We start from the raw sequence: 25,580 nt of genomic DNA, 5'->3' as shown, positions 1-25,580 counted from the left end.
CTGGATGCTGACGGATTGTCATATCTAAGCGATTCAGGGAACGACACATGGACTCCACGCTCACGCGGTGGCCAGGACGGCTGTTCGTGGTTCTGCTGGTGCTGTTTCTGGGGTTCGCGCCCGCGCCGGCGTCCGGGGAGGGGCGTCGGGGCGGGGTGGAGTTGCGGGACCGGCTCGGGGTGGGGGAGGCGGAGGTGCTGGCGGACTGGCCCATGGGGGTGAGCGGGTCGTTGGCGGGGGTGCTGAGGGCGGGGAGCTCCGGGTACACGGTCGGTTTCGGTGGGGCCACCGCCTACGGGAGCTGGCGGACCGTGGCGGTGCCGGAGCGGGTCGCTGGTGCGGAGGGGGTCGCGGGGGTGCGGTTGCCGGGGGCCTCGCACGGGCCGTACGACGTCACCCTCACGCTTCCCGAGGCCGCGCCCGTGTGGTTCTCGCTGGGCGGGCTGGGCGGGGGGACCGTCAGCGCGGAAGGGGTGACCGAGGGCGGGGAGGCGGTGGCTGCCGAGGGGTTCGGGGCGGGGGTGTCGCCTCGGATCGGCCGGGTCGGTGAGGGGGTGGCGTTGAGTGCGGCCGGTGGTGGTGGCGGTGGGCGGGTCTGGGAGGCCGGGCGGAGTGCGGATGTGGTGTTCTCGCGGGCGGTGAAGAGGGTGACGTTCCGGGTGGGGGAGGGGGTTCGGGACGGGGTGACGCTGGTGGGGCCGTTCGGGGACGCGGATCGGGGGGAGGGCGGTGGGGTCTCTGCGTCCGGCTCGGCCTCTGCGTCCGGCTCAACCTCTACGTCTCGCTCAACCTCCACGTCCGGCTCGGCCTCCGTGTCCGCCTCAACCTCTACGTCCGGCTCGCGCTCCGGTTCCTCCGCGGGGGAGGCGTCTGCGGCCCCGTCCGTCGGCCCGGCTCCCTCGGCCAGCCCGTCCCCGTCCGTCAGCCCGTCCCCGTCCGCCGGCGCCTCTCCCCCGGCCAAGGCAGCGGCACCCGTGTCGGCGTCCGCGTCTCCGCCCTCGCCTCCCTCCGCATCCCCCTCGCCCAGCCCGCCCCCGCCCCCCTCCCCCGCCCCCCGCAGACGTGACACCACCCAGAACGTCGGGGACTGCTCCGGCTCCCCGCAGAACCTCCAGTTCCCGGTGACGGAGACCTTCACCGTCTCGCAGACCAGCCGGCTCTCGCACTGCTGGGTCGCGATCAACGCGGTGCAGGGGAGTCAGGCGTACCTGCACGGGTCGGTGGGCAATCCGTACCTCCAGTTGACGACGAACCGGGGGAACCTCAAGGGCGCGTACGTCCTGAACGACTACTTCACGGCCGGCGCGGGCGTCGTGACGGACTTCGACTACAACATCAACTCGGGTGACGGGGACGGCCTCTCCATGTTCTTCATGGACGCCGCCGCGACCCCGAACCAGATGGGCGGCTCCGGCGCCGGACTCGGGTACGCCTGTATCGCGCAGGGCTCGAACGGACCGTGCACGGTCCCCGGGATGAACGGCGGCTGGCTCGGGATCGGGATCGACAACTACGGGAACTACAGCACGGGGCTCGCGGGCAACAACACCGGCCCCGGCGGCAGACCGCAGAACATCGTGCTGCGCGGCTCGGGCCAAGGGACCAGCGGATACCGGTACTTGACCGGCGTGGGCGTGAACAACGGCTTCAACCAGTCCGGCGACACGACGTTCGCCCACCTCAGGGTCATCATCAAGGGCAGCGTCGTCACCATCCAACAGGGCCCGTCCGCGGCGCAGTTGACGACGATCGTCAGCAACTACGACGTGGGGTCGAGCGCGGGACAGGCCGCCCTCCCCGCGCAGATGAAGATCGGGTTCGCGGCCTCGACGGGCGGCGCCTACGAGGCGAACAACATCAGGAACGTCCAGGTCACCCTGCCGACGAACGCGGCGACGACCAAGACGGGCACCTCCTCGGTGTGGGTCGGGCAGCCGGTGCGGTACCAGATCCAGGCGACGGCGAAGCCGGACTCGGTCAACGGCACATCGGGCACCCTCGTCGACACCGTGCCGTCCAACATCAATGGTGTGACCTGGAGTTGCTCGGCGGGCAGCGGCGGCTACTGCGGGCAGAGCGGCCAGTCGGCGTCCTCGGGCTCGGGGAACGCCGTCAGCGTGCCCATCGGCACCCCCATCGGCGTCACCGACACGATCACCGTGAACGGCACGGCGGTCGGCCCCGGGACGATCACCAACACCGCGCGGTACCAGCTCCTCGGCGCCTACTCGAACGTGGACGCCGACTTCGCCGACACGACGGCGAACCTGACGGCGAGCGCGCGGACGACGATCCTCGCCGACGACTTCGACGTCACCCCGAGCGGCGGCAGCGCGACGACGGTCCCCGGCGGAGTGACGACCGTTGCGGTCGTCGTCCGCAACAACGGCCCCAACAACGCGCCCCAGAACGCGACCGTGACGGTGAAGGTGCCGCCGTACACCTTCGCCAACACCTCGGGCCAGCCGGCGGGTTGCACGGTCGACGCCGATCAGAGCGCGGTCACCTGCACGGTCCAGGCGTCGGCGCTGGCCTCGGGGGCGAGCGTCAGCCTGCCGATCTCGGTGACGGTGTACGGCAACGCGCCCACCAACACCCAGCTGACCAGCCCGAACGGCATCCAGGTCAGCGGGTTCGGGGACTACGTCGCCGGCGACGACCGGGCGACGACGCTGGTGAACGTCGGGTCCGCCGTCTCGAACCTCGTCGTCACGAAGGCCGCGAACGCGACGCAGGTCGGCTACGGGCAGCGGTTCCAGTACACGGTGACCGTGCAGAACCAGGGGCCCAGCCAGTCCGCGACGACCGTCCTGACGGACCGGCTGCCCAGCGGGGTGACGTACGTCGGAGACAGCTCGGGCGGCGCGTACACGCCGGGCACCGGGCAGTGGAACATCGGCACGATGGCGGCGGGGACGACGGCCACGCTGACCGTCACCGCGACGATGAACAGTACGACGGCCCAGACCAACCAGGTCCAGTCGCTGGCGAGTTCGTCCACCGACCCCTCCCCCTGCACCGGCTCGAACGCCAACTGCGGCCAGGCGGTGACCGTTTCGCCCATCGCCGCCGACATCTCGACGACGAAGAGCGTCACTTCACCGAGCGGGCCGATCGCGCCGGGGCAGCAGTTCACGTACACCGTCACCGCGAGCAACGCGGGCCCGAGCCCGGCGGCCGGGGTCTCCGCGACGGACACGCTGCCCGACCGGCTGACGTTCGTCTCCTCGCCGGACGGCTGCACGGCGGCCGGGCAGAACGTCACCTGCGGGCCCAACGCGTCGATCGCCGCCGGGAGTTCGGCGTCCTGGCGGATCGTCGTGACGACCTCGCCGTCGTACACGGGCAACGGCTCGGACATCCGGAACACCGCGACGGCGACCTCGTCCGGCACCCCCGACCCGAACACCGGCGACAACACCTCGACGCCGTCCACGCCGAACATCGGCGGTCCGGTGACCGACATCCACGTCAGCAAGGTGCTGAACACGACGACGGCGGTACCGCCGGGGTCGACCGTGCAGTACACGGTGTGGATCAACAACGCCGGTCCCTCGGTCGCGACGGGGGCGACGCTGACGGACACGCTGCCGACCGGGATGACGTACGTGTCGGGGCCGTCCAACTGCGCGAACTCCGGGCAGAACATCACCTGTTCGGGGATCGACATCCCGGTGGGGACAGGGGTCGCGTACCCCTTCACGGTGCGGATCTCCGCCGCCTACCAGGGCGACGGCTCGACGATCCCGAACCAGGCGAGCGGGCGGCCGGGCGCCGGGAACACCGATCCGGACCCGGACAACAACACCTCCGCGCGGGTCCCGCCGAACGTCTCGACCCCGCAGGCCGATCTGACGACCGCGAAGTCGGTGACCTCGCCGGGCGGGAGCGGGACGGTCGCGCCGGGGCAGCAGTTCACGTACACCGTCACCACCACGAACAACGGGCCCTCGGACGCCCGGCAGGCGACCGTGAAGGACACCCTGCCGACCCAACTCGCCTTCGTGTCCTCGCCGGACGGCTGTACGGCGTCGGGGCAGACCGTCTCCTGCGGGCCGACGGCGACGATCGCGGCCGGGGCGTCGAAGGCGTACCGGATCGTCGTGCGGCTCGCGTCCTCGTACACCGGGACCGGTGCCGACATCCGGAACGTGGCGTCGTCCGCGTCGGGCACGCAGGACCCGGTGCCGGGCAACAACACGTCCACGCCGTCCTCGCCGAACGTGGGCCCGCCGCAGACCGACCTCCAGGGGACGAAGGTCCTCGGCACGACGGGGCAGGTCGTACCGGGGCAGCAGGTCGTCTACACGATCGGCGCGACGAACAACGGGCCGTCCGACGCGGTCGGCACCGTCACGCTCACGGACACGCTGGCCGCCGGGACGTCGTTCGTGTCGTCGTCCGACTCGGTCTGTACGGCGTCCGGCCGGACCGTCACCTGCACGGGGCTGAGCGCGGCGAGCGGCAGGAGCGTGACCGCGCGGCTCACCGTCCTGATCGCGGCCTCGTACACGGGGAACGGGTCGGACCTCGGGAACGCGGTCACCGTGTCCGGCGGGGCGAACGACCCGAACACCGCCAACGACACGTCCCCGACGGTCAATCCGAACGTGGGGGCGGCGTCGGCCGATGTGGCGACCGCCAAACGGGCGGCGACGCAGGCGCGGATCGTGCCGGGGCAGACGTTCGCGTACACGGTGACGACGACGAACAACGGGCCCTCGGACGCCCGGCAGGTCGCCGTCACCGACGCGTTGCCGGCGCAGCTCGCCTTCGTGTCGTCGTCGACCGGCTGCACGGCCACCGGGCAGAACGTGACCTGTCCGACGATCGCGACCCTCGGGAACGGGGCCTCGCAGGTCGACACGGTCACCGTGCGGCTGTCGCCAGCGTACACCGGGAACGGGTCCGACATCGGGAACGTCGCCGTGTCGAAGGCGGCGACGAACGACCCGACGCCGGGCGACAACTCCTCGGACCCGGCGCCGCCGCCGCCCGTCGGGGCGCCGCGGACCGCGCTGACCCTCACCAAGGCCGGGTCGGCGACGTCGTACCAGCCGGGGCAGGCGTTCTCGTACACCGTGACGCTGACGAACGCCGGGCCGTCGGTGGCGGCCGGGGTGAGCGTCGCGGACACGCTGCCCTTGCAGAACCGGAACTTCCGCTGGACCTGCGCCGCGTCCTCGGGGAGCGCCTGCGGGGCGGCGGGCGGCAGCGGGGACCTCGCGGACCGGCCGACGGTCGCGGTGGGCGGGACGCTCACCTACGTGCTGTCGGGGAACGTCACCGCCGGGGCGCACGGGCAGGTCACCAACACGGCGACGGTGACTGTGCCTTCGGGGACCGAGGACGTCAACTGCCGCAGCACGTGTACGGCTTCGGTGACCGTGGACGGGCCGGACGTCACGCTCGTCAAGACGTCCTCGCCGCAGGGCGCGAAGCCGGGGGCGACGGTGACGTACACCGTCACCGCCACCAACAACGGGAAGGGCGACGCGAGCGCGTTCACCTTCACCGACGACCTGTCGGACGTCGTGGACGACGCGACGTTCGTGAACGGGTCGATCGACTCCGGGGCCGGGAGGGGCACTTACGACTCCGGCGCGAAGAAGCTGACCTGGACCGGGCCCGTCGCCGCCGGGCGGACGGCGACCGTCACCTACCGGGTCACCGTGAATGTCCCGCCCGCCGGGAACGGCGTCCTCAACAACGCCCTCACCGCGCCCGGCACGAACTGCGAGACCGGGACGACCGACGACTCCTGCACCGACTCCAACGGGGGCGGCACCGCACGGATCACGATGCGCAAGACCGCGAGCCCGAGCGGGCCGGTGATCCCGGGGACGAAGGTCACGTACACGGTCGCCGTCACCAACGGCACCGACTTCGCCTATCCCGGGGCGACTTTCACCGACGACCTCACGGACGTGGTCGACGACGCGACGTACGGCGGTGACGCGACCGCCTCCGCCGGGACCGTCTCCTACACCGCGCCGAAGCTGTCCTGGACCGGTGACGTGCCCGCGAACTCCACGGTCACCGTGACCTATTCGGCGACGGTGAACTCCCCCGACACCGGGAACGCCTCGCTGGCCAACGCGGTCGAGTCGACCGGGGACACCAACTGCGCCGCCGGGTCCGCCGACCAGAAGTGCTCGGAGACCGTCGCGGTCGGGATTCTCCGCATCGCCAAGACGGCGTCGACCTCCGCGCCCAGGCCGGGACAGCAGGTCACGTACACGGTGACCGTGCGCAACGTCGGCACCGGGACGTACACCGGGGCCTCCTTCTCCGACGACCTGACGGACGTCGTGGACGACGCGACGTTCGACAACGACCAGAACGCCTCGGGCGGGAAGGTGAGTTACAGCGCGCCCACCCTGTCGTGGAGCGGCGACATCGCGGCCGGCGGCTCCCGGACGGTCACCTACTCGGTGACCGTGGACAACCCGCCGGGCGGCGACAAGCGCCTGAACAACGCGGTGACGGGCCCCGCCGGCTCCAACTGCGCCACCGCCGGGGCCTGTTCCGTGGACCTGGGCTTCCCCTCGCTCCGGCTCACCAAGACCTCCCGCCCCGCGCATCCGGTCGCCGGACAGACCGTGACCTACACCGTCACCGCCACCAACGACGGCTCGGTGACGTACTCGGGGGCGAGCTGGTCCGACAGCCTGGCCGACCTGATCGACGACGGCACCTACAACGGCGACGCCGACTCCTCCTCCGGCACCCCGGCCTACTCCTCCCCCACCCTCTCCTGGACCGGCGACCTCCCGCCCGGCGGCTCCTCCACGACGACGTACAGCGTCACCCTCGCCAACCCGATGCCCGGCAACAAGCAGCTCACCAACACGGTGACCTCCACCCCGGACACCAACTGCCCCCCGGGCACGACGAACCCCGCCTGCGGCAACCCGACCCCCGAGGGCGTCGGCCAGCTCCAGCTCACCAAGACCACCTCGAACTCGGCGCCGAAACCCGGCGACAAGGTCACGTACACGGTCACCGTCCAGAACACCGGGACCGGCGTCTACAACGGCGCCACCTTCACCGACGACCTCACGGACGTCCTCGACGACGCGGCGTACGGCGCTGACGCGACGGCCTCCGTCGGGACCGTCGCCTACGCCTCCCCCAAGGTGACGTGGTCCGCGGATCTCGCGGCCGGGGCGACCGCGACCGTCACCTACTCCGCGACCGTCGACACCCCCGACACGGGCAACGGCACCCTCTCCAACGCCGTCACCTCCACCTCCGGCTCCAACTGCGCCCGGCCCTCCGGCACCGGCTGCTCCACCTCGAACGGGGTACCCCAGCTCAGGCTGACGAAGACGTTCAGCCCGGCAAACCCGGTGGCGGGCGGGACGGTGACGTACACGATCACCGCGCGGAACACGGGGACGGCGACGTACACCGGGGCGGCCTGGTCGGACGACCTCACCGACCTGATCGACGACGGGTCGTACAACGGGGACGCGAACTCCTCGGTGGGCAGCGTGAGTTATACGGCGCCCACGCTGTCGTGGACCGGCACGCTGACCGCCGGGCAGACCTCCACCACGACCTTCAGCGTGACGCTCGGTGAACCGATGCCGGGGAACAAGCGGCTGACGAACGTGGTGGCGTCCACCTCGGACACCAACTGCCCCAAAGGCACGACCAGTTCGGCGTGCGGCAACGCCACCCCGCAGGGCGTCGGCCAGCTCCGGATCGGGAAGACCGTCTCGAACTCGGCGCCGAAGCCCGGCGACAAGGTCACGTACACGGTGACCGTCCAGAACACCGGGACCGGCGTCTACAACGGCGCCACCTTCACCGACGACCTCACGGACGTCCTCGACGACGCGGCGTACGGCGGTGACGCGACGGCCTCCGTCGGGACCGTCGCCTACGCCTCCCCCAAGGTGACGTGGTCCGCGGATCTCGCGGCCGGGGCGACCGCGACCGTCACCTACTCCGCGACCGTGAACTCGCCCGACAGCGGGGACCAGGTTCTCGGGAATGCCGTCACCTCGACCGGCGGCTCCAACTGTGCCGCAGGTTCGAGGGACCCCGGCTGTTCGACGAGCAATGCCGTGCCGCAGTTGAGGATCAGCAAGTCGGTGTCGGAGGCCGCTCCGCAGCCGGGGGAGAAGGTCACGTACACGGTGACCGTGGCCAACCCGAGCAACTCCCCTTACAACGGGGCGATGTTCACGGACGACCTGACTGGGGTCGTGGACGACGCGGTGTACGGGGCGGACGCGAGGGCGTCGGCGGGGACCGTCTCCTACCGCGCGCCCGAGCTGACCTGGCGGGGTGATGTTCCCGCGCAGGGGACGGTGACCGTCACGTACAGCGCGACCGTGCAGAGCGACCCGGCCCGGATGGGGGACAAGGTCCTCAAGAACGCGGTGACTTCGGAGTCGCCCGGTGCCAACTGCGCTTCGGCGAGCGGCTCCGGCTGCTCCACGGCCTCCAGTACCGTGCCCACGCTCCGGATCAGCAAGGTGCGGACCTCCACCGGGCAGGCGACCCCCGGCTCCCAGGTGAGCTACAAGGTGACGGTCACCAACCCCAGCGGGACGGCGTACACGAACGCCTCGTACGACGACGACCTGAGCGGCGTCCTCGACGACGCGGCCTACAAAGGGGACGCCTCGGCGTCGTCCGGGACCGTGTCGTACGCGGCGCCGAAGCTCAGCTGGTCGGGCGGGGTGCCGGGGAACTCGTCGGTGACGCTGACGTACAGCGTCACCGTGAACGACCCGGACACCGGGGACAAGCAGCTCACGAACACGGTCGTCGCGACCTCGCCGGGGACGAACTGCCCGCGGGGGTCGACCGATCCGAGCTGTGCGAGCACACCGGCCGGCGTTCCGGCGCTGGCCGTGCGGAAGGCGGTGTCCGACACGAACCCGGTGCCGGGCGAGACGCTGACGTACACGGTCACGCTCCGCAACACCGGGACGGCGGACTACGCGGGGGCCTCGTTCTCCGACGATCTGACGCGGGTCCTGGACGACGCCACCTGGCTCGGCCGGACGTCCGCGACGGCCGGTACGGTCGCGTACTCCGCGCCGAAGGTGTCCTGGTCCGGGACCGTTCCGCGCGGGGGGACGGTCACCGTCACCTACCAGGTGCGGGTCGACGCGCCGGACACCGGCGACGGCCGGATCGCCAACTCCGTGACCGGGCCGCCCGGTTCGAACTGCCGGGCGGGATCGGCGGACGCGGACTGCGCCGCCGACATCGACGGGGTGCCGGCGCTCGACATCAGCAAGTCGATGTCGCCGAGCGCGCCGCTCCAGGGGCAGAAGGCGACCTACACCGTCACCGTGCGGAACACGGGCGGCGCCGGTTACCCCGGGGCCTCCTTCACCGACGACCTGACCGGTGTCCTCGACGACGCGGTGTACGGCGGTGACGCCTCGGCGAGCGCCGGTACCGTCTCCTACTCCGCGCCGAAGCTGACGTGGACCGGGAACGTGGCGGCGGGCGCGTCCGTCACCGTCACCTACTCGGTGACCGTGAACAACCCCGACACCGGCGACCAGCGGCTCACCAACGCCGTGACCGGGCCCGCCGGTTCGAACTGCGCCCGGCCCTCCGGCACCGGGTGCACCACCTCGAACGGGGTGCCGCAGCTCCGGCTCACCAAGACGCGGTCACCGGCGAACCCGGTGGCGGGACAGAAGGTGACGTACACGGTCACCGCCCGGAACACGGGGACGGCGGCCTACGCCGGCGCGGTGTGGTCCGACGACCTGTCCGACCTCGTCGACGACGGGACGTACAACGCCGACGCGGACGCCTCCAGCGGTGATATCGCCTACAGCGCACCGAAGTTGAGCTGGAACGGGACGCTCGCGGCGGGGGCGGTCTCCACGACGACGTACAGCGTGCTGCTCGGGAACCCGATGCCGGGCAACAAGCGGCTCACGAACATGGTGACGTCCACGCCGGACACCAACTGCGGGCAGGGAACGGCGAGTTCGGAGTGCGGGAACTCCACCACCCCGCTCGGGGTGCCGCAACTGACGTACAGGAAGACCGCGTCCACCGCCGTCGCGCTGCCCGGGGCGAAGGTCACGTACACCGTGACCGTGCGCAACAGCGGGACCGCCGCCTATCGCGGGGCGGCCTGGCACGACGACCTGACGGACGTCCTGGACGACGCGGCGTACGACAACGACGCCTCGGCGTCGAGCGGTTCGGTCTCCTACGCCTCCCCCGAGGTCTCCTGGACCGGCGATCTCGCGGCCGGGGCGACCGCGACCGTCACCTACTCCGTGACCGTCGCCGACCCCGACACCGGGAACCAGCGGCTCGCCAACGCGGTCGTCTCCGACTCGCCCGGCTCCAACTGCGGTGCGGGGTCCACCGATTCGGACTGCGCGCCCGCCGCGACCGGGGTGCCCGCGCTGGCCGTCACCAAGACGGTCTCGCCGTCGGTGCCGCTGCCCGGGGAGACGCTGACGTACACCGTGACGCTGAAGAACACGGGGACGGCCGACTACACGGGGGCGGTGGTCTCCGACGATCTCACGGACGTCCTCGACGACGCGGCGTGGGCGGGCGGCACGACCGCGTCCACGGGAGCCGTGAACTACACGGCGCCCGTGGTCGGTTGGCGCGGTGACGTGGCTCAGGGGGCGACCGAGACGTTCACCTACGCCGTGCGGGTGAACGACCCCGACACCGGGGACAGACTGATCGACAACAAGGTGGTCGGGCCGGTCGGGTCGAACTGCGCGAAGGGGTCGGCCGATCCGCGGTGTTCCGCCGACATCCCGGGCGTTCCCGAGCTGCACATCACCAAGACGCAGTCCCCCGCGACGCCGACGGCCGGGCAGGTCGTCCGGTACTCGGTGGTGATCGAGAACACCGGGACGGCGGACTACGCCGGGGCGGTGGTGTCGGACGATCTGACCGGCGTGCTCGACGACGCGGTGTACCGGGGCGACGCGACGGCGACCGCGGGCTCGGTGACGTACACGGCCCCGACGCTGAAGTGGTCCGGCGACGTCGCGGCGGGGGCCTCCGCGACCGTCACCTACTCCGTCACCGTGCACAACCCGGACACCGGGGACCAGCGGCTCGTCAACGCGGTCGGCGGGCCGCAGGGGTCCAACTGCCGGGCGGGCAGGGCGGACGCGGACTGCTCGTCGGTCTCCGGGGTCGGGCAGCTCCGGATCAGGAAGACGTTCTCGCCGGCCGCGCCGGTGCCGGGCGACACCGTCACCTACACGGTGACCGTCGAGAACACCGGGACGGCGACGTACGCCGGGGCCGCCTGGTCGGACGATCTGAGCGGGGTCCTGGACGACGCGTCCTACGGCAACGACGCCGCCGCGAGCGGGGGTTCGGTGTCCTACGCCGACCCGAAGCTCTCGTGGCGCGGGAACGTGGGCGTCGGGGACACCGTCACCGTCACGTACTCGGTGACCCTCGACGACCCGGGCATCGGGGACGGGAGACTGACCAACACCGTGACCTCGCCGGGCGGCGGCACCAACTGCCCGTCAGGCGCCTCCCAGACGGACTGCTCGCCGGTCCCGCCGGGGATTCCGAGGCTCAGCATCGCCAAGTCGGCCTCCTCCGCCACCCCGTTGCCGGGCCAGAAGGTCACGTACACGGTCACGCTCCGCAACACCGGGCAGGCCGACTACGCGGGCGCGGCATGGTCGGACGACCTGACGGAGGTCCTCGACGACGCGGTGTACGGGGGTGACGCGACGGCGTCGGCCGGGACCGTGTCGTACGCCGCGCCGAAGCTCTCCTGGACCGGGACGGTCCCCCGAGGCGGGACGGTGACGGTCCGCTACTCGGTGACCGTCGGCAACCCGGACACCGGGGATCATCGGCTCGTCAACTCCGTGACCGGGCCCGCCGGTTCGAACTGTGCGGCCGGGAAGCAGAGCGCCGCCTGCACGACCGGCGGCGAACCCGGGAGCGGGGTGCCCGATCTCAGGCTGACCAAGACGTCGTCCGAGCCGAACCCGCTGCCGGGGCGGACGGTGACGTACACGATCACCGCCCGCAACACCGGCACGGCCGCCTACGTCGGCGCGGTGTGGTCGGACGACCTGACGGGCGTCCTCGACGACGCGACGTACGGCGGTGACGCCACGGCCTCGATCGGGACGGTCCGTTACGGGGCGCCCACGCTGTCCTGGAGCGGCGACGTCCCGGCGGGGGCCACCGCGACCGTCACCTACTCCGTCACCGTCGACAGCCCCGACACCGGGGACAAGAGGCTGGCCAACGCGGTCGTCTCGACGCCGGACACGAACTGCGGACCGGGTTCGGCGGACCCCCTGTGCGGGTCCGGCGCGACCGGAGGGGTGCCCAGCATCCGGTTCACGAAGTCGGCCTCGACCTCGGCGCCGCTGCCGGGGCAGACGGTGACGTACACCGTCACCGCGCTGAACGAGGGGACCGCCACGTTCAACGGGGCCGTCTGGGCGGACGACTTGAGCGACGTCCTCGACGACGCGGCGTACAACGGTGACGCGAGCGCCTCGATCGGGGGTGTCTCGTACGCGTCGCCCACGCTGTCCTGGAGCGGGAACGTCCCGGCCGGGGCGACCGCGACCGTCACCTACTCCGTGACCGTGAAGGCGAATCCTGCGCGGATGGGGGACGGGGTGCTCGCCAACGCGGTCACCTCGACCTCGCCCGGGTCCAACTGCGGTACTTCTCCGGCCTGTTCGGTGACGTCCAACGCCGTGCCGTCGCTTCGGATCAGCAAGGTGGCGTCCACGACCCGGGTGGTTCCGGGGGATGCCGTGTCGTACACGGTGACGGTCACGAATCCGTCGGGGTCGGACTATCCCGGGGCCACGTACACCGATCAGGTCACCGAGGGGGCGGGGCTGCTCAACCGGCGGCCCGTGTCCGGGCCTTCGGCGACCTCGGGGACGGTGACCCCCGGGGACGGGTTCGACTTCACGTGGACCGGGGACCTCGCGGCGGGGGCCAGTTCGACCGTGACGTACACCTATCTGGCCAACGCGGTGCCGGGGGGCGGGGAGATCGTCAACCAGATCACCGGGGCCGGCGCCAACTCGACCTGTTTCGGGAACCGTTCGGACGCCGGGTATCCGGTGGGGTGCGGGGCCACGGTCGCCGGGCCGGAGTACGAGTTCGCGGAGGCGCCGGACTCGTACCGGACGAGCCTGTCCGTCGGCGGGCCGTACCACGTCATCGTGCCGGGGCTGTTCCTCGGCAAGGGGAGTTTCGCCGATGTGGACGGGCATCCCGGCGGTGCTCGGCTGGACGAGTCCGGGCGGGGGCCGACCGCCGTTCCGGTCGCGTACTCGGGGCAGCGGGGGTACAGCGTGCCGGTCCGGCTCACCAACTCGACCGGTTCGAAAGCCATGTTGGCCGCCTGGCTCGACCACGACTTCGACGGGACCTTCGACCAGGGGGAGCGGATCACCCGGCCCCTCGCGGACGGGGCCACCTCGGTGACGTTGAGCTGGCCGGACGCCGAGTTCGCGAAGGCCGGGACGACGTACATGCGGCTGCGGCTGTACGGGGCGCAGCCGGCCGACGGGGTGTCGCCGGAGCTGCCCGCCGGGGAGACGCGGGCCGTCGCCCGGGTCGGTGGCTCGCCGCGGTCCGTGCCGGTGCGGCGGGCGCTGCCCGCCGATCCCCGGCCCGTCGGGTACGGCGGGGCCGGGCAGGTCGAGGACTTCCGGGTCCCGGTGCGGGAGGGGCGGGTCGATGTGCACATCACGACCGACAAGCCGCGGCCGAGGCCGGGGGACCGGGTGACGTACACGGTGAGCGTGTGCAGTCCTACGGGGACGGCGATCTCGGGGGCCACGGCCGGCGTCGACCTGAGCGAGGTGCTGAAGTACGCGACGTACGGGCGGGACGCGCGGGCCACCGCCGGGAGGGTGGAGTTCGGGGCGGGGAAGGTGAGTTGGCGGGGGACGGCGCCGGGGGACTGTGCGCGTCCCGTGCGGGTCACGTTCACGGTGGTGTTCGGGAGGACGCCGCCCTCGACGCCGGTGACGGTTCCCGTGACGGGAGGGCCCACGGTGTCCAACTGTCCGCCGGGGGTGGTGAGACCGGGGTGTTCGGTGACGGTGACGCCGGTGCCGTTGGTGCCGAGCTCGACGCCGGCTCCGCGGCCTCTTCCCGACACCGGTGATTCCTCCGGGCGTTGGGGGTGGGCGGCGGTGGGGCTGCTGGTCGCCGGGTGCCTGTTGTACGGGGTGCCGGTCTGGGTGCGGCGGCGCAGGCGGGGGTGAGGCGCGGGTTCGGGGCCTCGGCTGGGAGACTGGCCGGGGCCCGCCGGGCGCTGTACGGGACGTGCGGGGACGTTGAGGGGGACGGGTGGAGCGTAGCGAGGATCGGATACTCGCCGAGGCGCTTGCCGCGCTGGGGCCGGGTGGCGGGCGGCTTGTGCGGTGGGTGGCCTCGCTGATGCCGAAGAACGTCCGGGAGATCGACCTCGTCGTGCCCCTGCCGTTCGAGGAGGCCGTGGCGCGGGTCGCGGAGGTGCTGTACGGGGCCGGGCGCCGGGTCGATGACGGGGGCGGGTCGGTCGTACGGGTCGTCGTCGGGGGTGGGGCGGGCGGCCTGAATCCCGTGGTGGTGACCGTGTCGGTGTCTCCGGGTGGGGAGGACGGCGCGGGCACGGCGGTACGGGTTCGGGCCGCCGCCAAGGAGGGGCTGGTCAAGCAGCGGGCGGGGGAGAAGACGGCGGTGTGGGTCGCGGAGTCGTTGCGGGGGTGAGGGGGTGCGCGTCAGCTTCGGGTCGTCACCGACGACAGCACCGACGCCGACTTCGCCGACCAGTCCGACGTGATGATGCTGGCGTGGTCGGCGGCCAACAGGGAGAGGCGGGCGGCGACTTCGGCGTCCGTCGGGGTCGTCGAGGAGATCGCCGGGGAGATCTCGTACGCGTCCGTCATGATCAGGATGTAGTGGTTCGTCGAGTAGAACGACGTGTCGTACGCGTCGTTCACGTACGTGCCCGCGTCGCCGTCGAAGAAGACGAACCACGGGCGGATCGTCGTGTCCGGGTAACGGGTGCGGGGGTCGCCCGCCGCCGCGCCCAGCACCGCGGGGAACGCCTCCGCCGAGCCGATGTTCCCGGCCGCGTACAGGTCGCGCAGGTGGTCCGCGTACTCCTCGTCCGTCCAGTACGTGTCCAGCGGGTTCGCCTTCTCGACCGTCCCCGGGATCAGCTCGAAGAGGAACTTGCCCTTCAGGGCGTCCCGGGTGGGCCACGCGTTCGCCTTCGCCGCGGCGTCCAGCGTCGCGTACGAGGTGCCGAGCAGGTTCGCCGGTTTGTACACGCTCGCGCCCAGCTTCTGCGAGACCAGCGTGTCGAACTCGTCCGGGCCGAGGCCCGCGTCGTTGTCGAAGCCGACCTTCATCTCGACCTTCACGACGATCGGCGCGTGGTCCGGGTGCAGTTGCTGCCACGCCGCCATGTTGTCCAGGCAGCTGCCCAGGTCCTGGTTGCGGTCCTTGCTGTACAGCTCGCTCGGCTGGTCCGCGTCCTCGCAGTTGTTGTCGTTCGCCAGCGGCTTGCCGTGGCTCACCCGCCACCGTCCGCTCACGCTGTCCGCGTACACGTCCAGCTCCAGCAGCGAGGCACCCGAGTCCAACGCCTGCGCGAAATAGGTGTACTTGGACTTGTCGTACGCGTTGTGCGTGCCGATCGCCGTCGTCTGCGCGTACGTCGTCGTCGCCGCGGTCGCGTTGCCGGGTGCCGCCAGCAGCGCCATCGCCGCCGCCACGCCCGTCAGTGCCGCCCGCCTTGCCGTCGCTCGCATGGTGTCGTCCTTCCTCCGCCGGGGATCTTGGAATCGGCGGAACAGTAGGAGCGGGCGGTTACTTCGGGGTGGCGGGGAGGGGAACACGTTCGTGAGGGTGTTCGTGAAGTTGGTAAGGGCGCGGGGAGGTGGCGAGCCGTCATCCGAACTCGCACCACACCACCTTCCCCGGGTGCCGTTGCTGCGCGCCCCACTTGTCCGCCAGCGCGGCGACCAGGAGAAGGCCCCGGCCGCCGTTCTCCCTCGGGGTGGGGACGATCGGGAGGGTGCCGGGGCCGCTGTCGTGCACCTCGACTCGGACGCCGGCCTTGCCGTGGGGGCGGAGGCGGAGGAGGAAGTAGCGGCCCGGGGGGACGCCGTGGAGGAGGGCGTTGGTGGTGAGTTCGGTGACGCACAGGAGGACGTCGTCGAGGGGGGCCGTCGTGTTCCAGGAGGTCAGGGTGGCGCGGGTGAAGTCCCGGGCGGCGGGGACGGAGCGGCGGGCTCGGGGGTAGAGGCGCTCGCGGGTGGTGGGGAGTTGGAGTTCCACGTTCATGGGACGAGGGTTACGTGATGTCGCCATCATGGGACAGACGGTGAGTGCGTACATCGTGGATGTACCAGCGCTCTGTGTGGATGCTCTTGCGGGGACGGGGAGTCAAGCACCATGGCGAAGAAGAAGGGCCGGTCGAACGGGTCGGCCCACCGGATGGTCGGTGCCGTCCTGGCCGTACTCCGCAGGAACAGCGGGCGTACACAGAGGGAGCTGGCCCGTGACTTCAAGATCTCCGAGGGGCTGCTCGCCTCCATCGAGCAGGGCAGACGTCCCCTGCACCCGATCACCGCCGCCGAGCTGGACGACTTCCTGGAGACCGGCGGGGTGCTGGTCGCGATGGTGGGGCACCTGCCTGAGGCCGACCTCATCGCGCGGTGGTACGAGGAGTTCCTCGAACAGGAACGGACGGCGTCGTACCACCTGTCGTACGAGATCTGGCTGATCCCCGGCCTGCTCCAGACGCGCGCCTACGCGGAGAGCCTGTTCCGCAGCCGGGTACCGGCCTTCCCGGAGGAGGAGATCGCCGAACGGCTGGCGACGCGCATGCGCCGTAAGGAGATCCTGGCGAGGGAGGCTCCGCCGACGATGTGCTTCGTGATCTGGGAGGCGGCCGTGCGGGCGCCGTTCGGCGGGACGGCCGTCTGGCTGGAGCAGTTGCGGCATCTGCGCGCCTGCTGCGAGCTGCCCGACATCACCGTTCAGATCCTGCCGATGGACCGGTCCTCCCACGCGGGGTGCCAGGGGCCGATCCACATCATGGAGACGCCCGAGCCGGACCGGTTCGTGTACGCCGAGGGCGCGATGGGGACCGTCCTCATCACCGCTCCGGACGACATCATGTCCCGCTGCCAGAAGTTCGACATGCTGCGCTCCCAGGCTCTCAACCCCGATGAATCGATGGCACTGTTGGACCAGATCATCAAGGAGGAGCGATGAACGGCACCGGACGACGCCGATGGCTGAGGTCGAGCTACAGCAGCGCCGAGCAGAGCGCGTGCGTCGAAGTCGCCGCCCACTCCTCCGCCATCCACATCCGCGACTCCAAAACCCCCGAAGCCCCGTACCTCACCATCACCCCCACCCCGTGATCGAACGCGTCCGCGCCCTCCTCCCCACCCCCTCCCGCGCCCTCCTCCTCATCCGCCGTACCCGCCCCGGTGTCCCCGTCTACTGGGTCACCCCCGGCGGCAAGGTCGAACCCACCGACGTCACCCATGAGGACGCGCTGCGGCGGGAGTTGAGGGAAGAGATCGCCGGTGTCGCGGACTCGTTGCGGCTGTTGTGGACGCTGGACGAGGGGGAGAGCCGGAACTACTTCTACCTCGCTCCCATCACGACCTGGTCCTTCGAGGACCGTTCGGGGCCGGAGTTCAGCGCGCCGGGTACGGGTGAGTACCACCTCGACGAGATCCCGCTGACTCACGAGGCGCTGGACGCGGTCAACTTGAGGCCGGTCGGACTCCGGCGACTTCTCCATGGGGCCCTGGAGGACGGGGTGTTCGGCTGAGGCCGGGGTGGTGAGCGGGGCCCGTCTCGACACCGGGCCGTCCGCGCCGTGTGATGCTGTGACGGGCGCCCGCCCCTGATTGACGCAGGGGCGGGCGCTCGTGCCGGCTCAGGGCCTGGTCAGCCGGCGCAGACGGTGAAGCTGACCGTGTCGCCGTTGTGGACGATCGCCGGGGCGTGCGGGGAGACGCCGAGGACCGAGTTCGGCTTGCAGCCCTTGACGGCCTTCTTGGTGACGGTGCCGAGTTTCGTCTGGGTCTTCTCGACGTACGACTTGGCACCCTCCAGGCTCCAGCCGGCGAAGTCGATCGGGATGGTCGGGTTCTCGCCGTACAGCATGATGGTGGCGTCGCTCTTGTCGGCCGTGCTCGGCGCCGCCGGGGTCGAGCTGCCGCCGGCGATCGAGGTGGCCAGGGCCGTACCCCCACCCGCCGCGATGAGGGCGGCGGCGACGGCGGCGATGCCGATGGTGCGCCTGCGCCGGGTGCGGCGCAGGATCTGGGGCGCGTCGAAGTCGGGGGCCTCGGCGGAGTCCGCGAATCGGTTCATGGCGTTCATCAGTTCCTCTTCGAAAGGTGTGCAGCCGGAAGGCCGTGCATCGCCGTACGAGTTCATCGGATTCCTTCCGTGTGCTGCCGTGGTGAAGGGGCGGAGAGTACGGGGATCTGGTCCCTGAGCTTCTCGATCCCGCGAGCGAGCTGGGAGCGCACCGTGCTGGGCGATATGCCCAGGTCGGCTGCGATCTCGGTGTCGGAGAGGTCGTGGAAGTACCGCAGCACCACGACCGTGCGCATCCGCATGGGCAGTTGTTGCAGAGCGCGCACCAACTGGTCCCGGTTGTCCACCTGTCCGAACTCGTCTCCCGGGGCGGCTTTGTCACCGCTTTCCGGATCGGACGTCGTGACCAGGCGGCGGAACCTGCGCCAGCGGTCGTTGGCCAGGTTCACCATGATCCGCCGCACATAGAGATCCGGAGCGTCCTTCTTGGCGATGGTTCGCCACTTGCGGCAGGCTCGCTCCAAGGTCTCCTGGACCAGGTCCTCCGCCGCCTCGCGGTTACCCGTCAGGACGTAGGCACCCCGGAACAGCGCGGTCGATCTCGCGGCGACGAAAGCCTGGAAGTCGGCCTCCATACGCTCCTCCCTTCCTGTCACCCCTCCTCGACGTGAACACCGCCTCGTCTGCTGCACGGCCACACTGAGACCTGGGTCACATGAGCGGTCCGGGTTTCCGGGACGGTGAGGGGCTCCGTCAGGCCGCCGGCCCGTCAGCGCACCAGCAGGTCGATCACCCCCGTCAGATCCTCCTCGCCGCTCCCCTCGGTCAGGCGGCGGCGCATCAACTCGAAGTAGGGCGTGAGGAGTTGCGGGCTGACGCCCTGTTCCTCGGCGGTGGTCAGGAACGTCGGCGTGCCCGCCACCTGCATGGCGAGGTGGGAGACGACGCCCGAGGTGTAGTCGCCGGTGCGCAGGTGGTCGGCGGTCTGGTGGACCGCCGGGGCCATCGCGGTGAGCCAGTCCGCGAGGAGTGGGGCGAGGGTCGTGGGATCGATGGCCTCCTTGCGGATCAGGGCGAAGGCGTGGGCGGCGCCGGCGAACATGCCGTACATGGCGCTGAGGAGGGCGATGTCGTGGAGGGCGGCGAAGCCCGGGTCCTCGCCGACGTAGGTGGTGCCGGTCGGGACGGCCAACGTCCGGCGGTGTCGCTCGAAGAGTTCGCGCGAGCCGCTGTAGAAGACGTATCCGCCGGTCTCCGGGACGCCGATCATCGGGGGGACGGCCATGATCCCGCCGTCCAGGTAGCGGGCGCCGCGCGCGTGGGCCCACTCGGCGCGGGCGCGGGCCTGGGCGGGGGTGCTGGTGGTGAGGTTGACGAGGTCCCGGCCGGAGAGGTCGGTGCCGGACAGGACGTCGTCGACGGAGGTGTCGTCCAACAGGCAGACGATGACGAGGGTGTTGGCCGCGACCGCCGCTGCGGCGGTGTCCGCGATGCTCGCGCCGTCGGCGGCAAGTGCCTTGGCCGGGGCCGGGGTTCGGTTCCAGACGGTGAGGGGGTGGCCGGTGGTGAGCCAGGTACGGGCCAGGGCGGTGCCCATCGCGCCGAGGCCCAGGAGGGTGACGGGGGTCTTCTCAACAGGGTGCTGTGTCATGCCGATTAGGCTGGTCAAAGGCCCGGAGGTGATCAAGTACGCACTTCGGAGTGGGTGGTTACCCCGGGGTGAGCGAGCACGTCAGGAGGGCGGGGCATGACGACGCTGAACCGGCCGGGCGCACCAGGCGGACACGTCTGCGGCATCGACACCGCGATGGAGGTCATCGGCGGCAAGTGGAAGGTGCTGATCCTCTGGGCGCTCCACGAGCACCCCTGCCGCCGCTTCGGCGAGCTGCGGCGGCTGCTTCCGGGGATCACCGAGAAGGTCCTCGCCTCCCACCTGCGCGAACTGGAGGCGGACGGCGTCGTGCACCGCGTCTCCTACGACGAGGTCCCGCCCCGCGTCGAGTACTCGCTGACCGAGGACGGCACCCGCCTCAACGACGCCCTCCAGCCGCTGGCCGCGTGGGGGCGCGAGCGGACGGCCGGGTGAGGGCCGGAGGAGGCGCTGGGCCAGGGGCTGTTGTGAACGACGTCCGCTCCAGGGGGCAACCAGCGCCCCCGCGTCACACCGACTCCGCCGCCGTCCGCACCGTCTCCAGGAACTCCCCCAGCCCCCGCACCTCGTCCCACTCCTCGGCCGTGTACCGCCAGACGTGGCCTCCACCCCGGGAGTCCGGCTGCTTGCCATGGCCGATCTCCACGACCCGCTTGCCCTTCCGGTCGGGCCCGGTGACCCGCACGTACATGTTCCGCACGTGGTAGCGGACGGCGTCCTCACCGCCGAATATCTCCAGTACCCGCCCGTCGAACGAGTAGAGCCGTCGGCCGACCATGAGCGTGATCTCGTCGTTCATGAGGGGACTCTATGCACGCGGATCACCCCGTACCAGGGTCCTGTCCGGCGGCCGGTCTACGCGAACGGACGGAACATCGCCCGCAGTGTCTCCTGGTCCGGTAGCCAAGGGGTTCCCGGGTGGGTGCGGGTGAAGTGTTGGGGGTTGTTGAGGTAGGGGGCGTAGACGCCGAGGGTCATGCGGAGGACGGGGTCGGGGGTGTGGGTGTAAGTGGGGGACGGGGCGCGGCAGTTGGCGAGGAGGGCGCAGAGGAGGGCGTCCGTGGTGGGTGGGGTGGGGTTGGTGAGGTGGTGGATGCCGCCCGGTTCGGCTCTGATGGTCAACTCGTGGGCCTCGCGGACCACATGGTCGATCGGGACGATGTTGAAGGGTTCCAGGGGGAGGGCCTGGATGCGGGGGTGGGTGGTGGGCGGGGGGAGCGCTCTGTAGTGGGCCGCCAGGAGTTGTTGGATCGTGTACGCGCCGCTGGGGGTGCCGGGGTAGGCGAGGGTCTCGCTGTGGCCGACGACGACCGAGGGGCGGAGGATGTGTACGGGGATGTCGGGGGCGTTCAACAGGAGGCGTTCGGCGGCGATTTTGCTCAGCTCGTAGGGGGTTCGGGCCGTGGACGGGGTGGCGGGGGTTTCCTTGATCGTGCCGGTGGTCGTGCCGGCGACGTACGCCGTGCTGAAGTAGGTGAACGCGGGGGAGTCCAGGCGGCGGGCCAACTCCAGTACGCGGCGCGTGCCTCGGACGTTGGTGTGGAACACGGGGCGCCAGTGGGCGCGGCGGAAGTGGAGGGCCGCGGCGCAGTGCCAGACGTGGGGGCGGGGGACGCGGAGTGGGGGGAGGGTCCGTGCCGTCAGGTCCGCTTCCAGCGTGCGGGTGCGGCGTAGCGCGGAGTCGAGGACCTCGGGTCTGGTGCCGTACGCCTCGGCCGACCGTCTCAGCATGTCGGGCAACCGCCCCACGGGCGGCCGGACCAGGCACACGAACTCGTCGTCCGTGTGTTCCGCCAGGTGGAGGACGAGGGCCGCGCCGATCAGGCCCGTCGCGCCGGTGATGAGGTGCGTGGTCGGCATCAGGGGCCAACTTGCCGAAGAGCAGGGCCGTGTTGTGGCCGCCGAAGCCGAAGGAGTGGCTCAGGGCGAGGGTGGGGTGGGCCAGGGAGGCCCGGTCGCTGATCAGGTTCAGCCGCGCCGCCTCCGGGGACGGCCGCTTCAGGCCCGCCGTCGGGGGGACTTCGCCGGACGACAGCGTCAGCGCCGTCAGTGCCGCCTCCACCGCGCCCGCCGCGCCCAGGAGATGGCCCAGGGTGCCCTTCGCGGACGTCACGGACGGGCCGTGCGGGAAGCAGCGGGCGATCAGCGCCGCCTCGGCGGCGTCGTTCAACTCAGTACCCGTGCCATGGGAGTTGACGTGGTCGACGGCGGACGGCTCGACGCCCGCCACCTCCAGCGCACCCCGCACCGCCCGCTCCGCCCCTCGCCCCGCCGGGTCCGGCGCCACCGCGTGATGCGCGTCGCCGGTCGCCGCGTACCCGGCGAGCAGTGCGTACCCCCGCCGCCCCCGCGCCCGCGCGTCGGCCGCCCGTTCCAGGACCAGCACCCCCGCCCCCTCCCCCATCACGAACCCGTCCCGGTCGGCGTCGAAGGGCCTGGCGGCACGCCGGGTCAGCGCGCCCATGCTGTCGAAACCGGCGATCCACAGGGGGTGGACGGCCGCGTCCGTGCCCCCGGCGAGCGCGATGTCGCAGACACCCGTCCGCAGCAGGTTCCACGCCGTCCCGATCGCCGTCGCGCCGGACGCGCAGGCCGTGGAGACCCCCGAGGCCGGGCCGCGTGCCCTTACCCGCAGGGCGAGTTGGGCCGCCGCCATGTTCGGGAGGAACATCGGGATCAGGTAGGGGGAGAGCGGGGAGCCCGCCAACAGGCGCTCGTGCTGCGTGAGTTGGGACTCCGTCCCACCGAACGCCGTGCCGACGACGACGGCCACCCGGTCGCCGTCCCACTCCCCCGGGTCCAGTCCCGCGTCCGCCACCGCCTCCTCCGCCGCGGCCAGCACGAACCTGGTGTGCCGGTCGTACTGCCAACTCCGCCTGGGGAGCGGGTGGTCGGGGACCGTGCACGCGAAGTCGACGCTCAGGTTCTTGAGCTGGGGGACCGGCGCCGCCGTCGGGCGGCCCTCCAGGGCCGTGCGCCAGGTCGTCTCGCGGTCCGTGCCGCCCGGGGTGAGCAGGCCGATGCCGGTGACGGCGACGTCAACCCCGTTCATCTCGCGCCCGTTCCACCAGATCCGCCGTCGCGCCGACGGTCAGCTCCGGGTCCGCCTCCGTGTCGTCGAGGGTGATCGACCAGTGGTCGGAGAGGGTGACGAAGAGTTCGACGACGGCCAGGGAGTCGAGGCCGAGGGAGGTGTAGGTGGCGTCCGGGGTCGGTTCGGAGACGTCGAACTTCGTCTCCAGGAGGTGCACGAGGTGGTCGTACACGGCGGGCTCGGTGGTCGTCATGAGGGGCTCCTTCGGGGCGAGGGGTGCCGGATCGGGCCAGGTGAGGGCGGCGGAACCCCAGGTCAGGCCGCCGCCGAACGCGGTGAGGAGAGTGCGGGTGCCGGGCCGGACGGCGCCGCGCGCGACGACGTCCGCGAGGGCGAGGGGGATGGAGGCGGCGGCCGTGTTGCCCACGTCGTGGATGTTGCCGTGGCGGTGCGCGGGGGCGATGCCGAGGCGGTCGGCGACGGCGTCCAGGATGCGCTGGTTGGCCTGGTGGCCGACGAAGGCGCCGACCGAGTCGGGCGGCCAGTCCAGGCGGGCCAGCGTGCGGCGGGCCGAGGCCGTCATACGGCGGACCGCCTGGCCGTACACCTCACGGCCCTTCATGTGCAGGAAGCGGGCGGAACTGTCGTACGGGGTGAGGGTGTTGGGCGTGGTGGGGTGCCGGGAGCCGCCCGCCTCGATCATCACGTGGTCCGCGCCGCGGCCGTCGCTGCCCAGGTCCACGGCCAGGATCGCGCCGGGCTCCTCCCGCAGGCCCCTACTCAGTACGACCGCCCCGGCGCCGTCGCCGAAGAGGATCGCCGTGTTGCGGTCGGCCGGGTCCACGATCGTCGAGTACGTCTCCGCGCCGATCACCAGCGCGGAGTCCGCCGCGCCGGACCGTATCCAGCTGTCGGCCGCCGCCAGGGCGTACACGAAGCCGGAGCAGACCGCCGCGAGGTCGAACGCGGGGATGTCCGTGAGGCCGAGTCTGCTTGCCACCTGCGGTGCTGTCGCGGGGCAGGGGTGGTCCGGGGTCGTCGTCGCGAGGATCAGGAGCTGGGGGCGGACGGTGGTCGTCGCGAGCGCGGCCTTCGCGGCCCTCGTCGCCAGGTCGCCCGTGCTCGTACCGGGTCTCACCCTGCGGCGGGCCGCGATGCCCGTCCGGGTGCGAATCCAGTCGTCCGTCGTGTTCAGACCGGCCGTGACCAGGTCGGCGTTGGTCACGGTGCGGTCGGGGAGGCAGGAACCGACACCTCGGATCACCGAGGCGGGGGTGGGGGACATGCGGTGCCTCGCTCTGCGTGTGGGGGGACCGCCGGTACAAGGAAAGCGGTTGCGGGTACCGGGAGTCATCACTCACATGGGGGGCGGGCGGGGCGCTGAGGGGATCGCGGGGGGTGGCGTGAGGGTGAGCGGGAACCGGTGACGGGTTACGTGGTTTCCCCGCGAGCGGTGCCGGGCCGCCCGTCTACGGTTCAGCCATGAGCGTTCCCGACGTCATACCGATCCGCCACGAACCCGATCACTACACCCGCACCATCGGGCGGTGCCGGGACGGGCAGTTCCTCGCCTCCGTCACCGCGGCGTTCCCCGAGGACTGGAACGACTGGAGCCGCGACGACAGCCTCGCCGCGAAGCGCTGGTGCGCCGTACTCCACCGCTTCGACGCGGCCGGCCGTCACCTCGGCTCCCGGATCGAGTTCACCGGTACGTCGGCGGAGGGGGAGCAGCGGGCGGTGGACGCGGCGAGGCGGTTGCTCGACGCGTGGCTGGCCGGGCTGCCCGGACTCCGCTACCAGGACATCGCGATCGCCCCCTTCGAGGTGCGCTTCGAGGGGGCGCTGTTCGGTCTGGTCCTGGAGGAGGACGAGGACGAGGTGAACGCCGAGCTGTATCCGGAGGGGCTCGGCTTCTACCCGCCGTGGGACGGTTGTTACGACACGTGAGCCGGGCGTACGAGGAGGCGGGCTTCCCGCATGGCATGCCGTATCAGTGAACTCGTCATCGACGCTGTGGACCCCGAGGGGCTCGCCGTCTTCTGGTGTGCGGTCCTCGGATACGTCGAGGTGGGCCGCGAGGACGACGGCAGCATCGAGATCGGCCCGCCCGGCGTAGGCTTCGGCGGCCCCCAGCCCACACTGATCCTCAGCCCCACCACCGACCCCCGCCCCGCCAAACTCCGCCTCCACATCGACGTCAACCCCACCGACCGCGACCAGCCCGCCGAACTCACCCGCCTCCTCACCCTCGGCGCCCGCCACGCCGACATCGGCCAGACCGGCGAGGAGAGCTGGTATCCCCTCCTGGACCCGGAGGGGAATGAGTTCTGCTTGCTGCGGAGGAGGTTGGGGGAGGTGTGAGGGCAGGGAGGGGGCCGTATCTGATGCGCGGCACCGCCGCGTGAGCGCGAACTAGCCGCGGCGACTCCCCGGCCGCAACCCAGTCTTTTAGGGGCGCGGGGCTGTGTCTGATGTGCGGCTCCGCCGCGTGAGCGCGAACTAGCCGCGGCGACTCCCCGGCCGCAACCCAGTCTTTTAGGGGCGCGGGGCTGTGTCTGATGTGCGGCTCCGCCGCGT

16 protein-coding genes and 1 pseudogene are annotated in these 25,580 nt (G+C 71.5%); 8 read left to right on the top strand and 9 right to left on the bottom strand.

The features are described 5' to 3' along the window. Positions 1-47: 47 nt before the first annotated feature. On the top strand, positions 48-14,243 hold the full coding sequence (locus ABZX85_RS35450) for a hypothetical protein (protein WP_355878125.1): 14,196 nt from the start codon (positions 48-50) through the stop codon (positions 14,241-14,243). Between the two features lie 85 nt (positions 14,244-14,328). After that, on the top strand, positions 14,329-14,730 hold the full coding sequence (locus ABZX85_RS35445) for a hypothetical protein (RefSeq protein WP_355878122.1): 402 nt from the start codon (positions 14,329-14,331) through the stop codon (positions 14,728-14,730). Between the two features lie 11 nt (positions 14,731-14,741). Here ABZX85_RS35445 and ABZX85_RS35440 read toward each other — a convergent pair whose 3' ends face one another. Both ABZX85_RS35440 and ABZX85_RS35435 read right to left on the bottom strand, forming a co-directional pair. After that, positions 14,742-15,779, bottom strand: coding sequence for a phosphatidylinositol-specific phospholipase C domain-containing protein (locus tag ABZX85_RS35440; protein WP_355878119.1), 1,038 nt, complete (start codon positions 15,777-15,779; stop codon positions 14,742-14,744). A gap of 139 nt (positions 15,780-15,918) precedes the next feature. Continuing rightward, complete coding sequence (locus ABZX85_RS35435) at positions 15,919-16,314, bottom strand: ATP-binding protein (protein WP_355878116.1); 396 nt, start codon at positions 16,312-16,314, stop codon at positions 15,919-15,921. Between the two features lie 111 nt (positions 16,315-16,425). Here ABZX85_RS35435 and ABZX85_RS35430 point away from each other — a divergent pair, with 111 nt between their 5' ends. From ABZX85_RS35430 to ABZX85_RS35420, 3 genes are read left to right on the top strand one after another with little or no spacing between them, the layout of a single operon-like run. Next, positions 16,426-17,250, top strand: coding sequence for a helix-turn-helix transcriptional regulator (locus ABZX85_RS35430; protein WP_355878113.1), 825 nt, complete (start codon positions 16,426-16,428; stop codon positions 17,248-17,250). Next, positions 17,247-17,402, top strand: a complete 156-nt coding sequence (locus ABZX85_RS35425) for a DUF397 domain-containing protein (protein WP_355878110.1) — start codon at positions 17,247-17,249, stop codon at positions 17,400-17,402. The genes ABZX85_RS35430 and ABZX85_RS35425 overlap by 4 nt, the downstream gene beginning before the upstream one ends. Beyond that, the gene (locus ABZX85_RS35420; RefSeq protein WP_355878108.1) at positions 17,399-17,821 is read left to right on the top strand and encodes an NUDIX domain-containing protein; all 423 of its coding nucleotides are present in this window, start codon (positions 17,399-17,401) and stop codon (positions 17,819-17,821) included. Before ABZX85_RS35425 ends, ABZX85_RS35420 begins: the two co-directional genes overlap by 4 nt. Before the next feature lie 119 nt (positions 17,822-17,940). On the opposite strand, the gene ABZX85_RS35415 is transcribed toward ABZX85_RS35420, so the two are convergent. The 3 genes from ABZX85_RS35415 to ABZX85_RS35405 form a co-directional block, all read right to left on the bottom strand. Beyond that, positions 17,941-18,378 (bottom strand): hypothetical protein, encoded by a 438-nt coding sequence (locus ABZX85_RS35415; protein ID WP_355878105.1) that lies wholly within the window; start codon positions 18,376-18,378, stop codon positions 17,941-17,943. A gap of 53 nt (positions 18,379-18,431) precedes the next feature. Next, positions 18,432-18,953, bottom strand: a complete 522-nt coding sequence (locus tag ABZX85_RS35410) for a SigE family RNA polymerase sigma factor (protein WP_355878102.1) — start codon at positions 18,951-18,953, stop codon at positions 18,432-18,434. A gap of 134 nt (positions 18,954-19,087) precedes the next feature. Further along, the gene (locus tag ABZX85_RS35405; protein WP_355878099.1) at positions 19,088-19,969 is read right to left on the bottom strand and encodes an NAD(P)-binding domain-containing protein; all 882 of its coding nucleotides are present in this window, start codon (positions 19,967-19,969) and stop codon (positions 19,088-19,090) included. 96 nt (positions 19,970-20,065) lie between these two features. Between ABZX85_RS35405 and ABZX85_RS35400 the strand changes: the two genes are divergently transcribed. Then, positions 20,066-20,404, top strand: a complete 339-nt coding sequence (locus ABZX85_RS35400) for a helix-turn-helix domain-containing protein (protein WP_355878097.1) — start codon at positions 20,066-20,068, stop codon at positions 20,402-20,404. A gap of 73 nt (positions 20,405-20,477) precedes the next feature. On the opposite strand, the gene ABZX85_RS35395 is transcribed toward ABZX85_RS35400, so the two are convergent. The 4 genes and pseudogenes from ABZX85_RS35395 to ABZX85_RS35380 form a co-directional block, all read right to left on the bottom strand. Beyond that, positions 20,478-20,768 (bottom strand): hypothetical protein, encoded by a 291-nt coding sequence (locus ABZX85_RS35395; RefSeq protein ID WP_355878094.1) that lies wholly within the window; start codon positions 20,766-20,768, stop codon positions 20,478-20,480. A gap of 56 nt (positions 20,769-20,824) precedes the next feature. Continuing rightward, positions 20,825-21,829, bottom strand: coding sequence for an SDR family oxidoreductase (locus tag ABZX85_RS35390; RefSeq protein ID WP_355878091.1), 1,005 nt, complete (start codon positions 21,827-21,829; stop codon positions 20,825-20,827). 19 nt (positions 21,830-21,848) lie between these two features. Then, positions 21,849-23,021: pseudogene (locus tag ABZX85_RS35385) on the bottom strand (beta-ketoacyl-[acyl-carrier-protein] synthase family protein); the annotation flags it as partial. Next, positions 23,008-24,288 (bottom strand): beta-ketoacyl-ACP synthase 3, encoded by a 1,281-nt coding sequence (locus ABZX85_RS35380; RefSeq protein ID WP_355878088.1) that lies wholly within the window; start codon positions 24,286-24,288, stop codon positions 23,008-23,010. The pseudogene ABZX85_RS35385 and the gene ABZX85_RS35380, both read right to left, overlap by 14 nt. A 197-nt stretch (positions 24,289-24,485) precedes the next feature. Between ABZX85_RS35380 and ABZX85_RS35375 the strand changes: the two genes are divergently transcribed. After that, positions 24,486-24,950 (top strand): hypothetical protein, encoded by a 465-nt coding sequence (locus tag ABZX85_RS35375; RefSeq protein WP_355878086.1) that lies wholly within the window; start codon positions 24,486-24,488, stop codon positions 24,948-24,950. A gap of 30 nt (positions 24,951-24,980) precedes the next feature. Next, the gene (locus tag ABZX85_RS35370; RefSeq protein ID WP_355878083.1) at positions 24,981-25,364 is read left to right on the top strand and encodes a VOC family protein; all 384 of its coding nucleotides are present in this window, start codon (positions 24,981-24,983) and stop codon (positions 25,362-25,364) included. Positions 25,365-25,580: the final 216 nt, after the last annotated feature.

Origin of the sequence: Streptomyces sp. NPDC004539, assembly GCF_040610055.1 — a bacterium.
Lineage (GTDB): Bacteria > Actinomycetota > Actinomycetes > Streptomycetales > Streptomycetaceae > Streptomyces.
The sequence above is the reverse complement of the archived record's forward strand: the minus strand, read 5'-3'. Positions and strand labels throughout refer to the sequence as shown.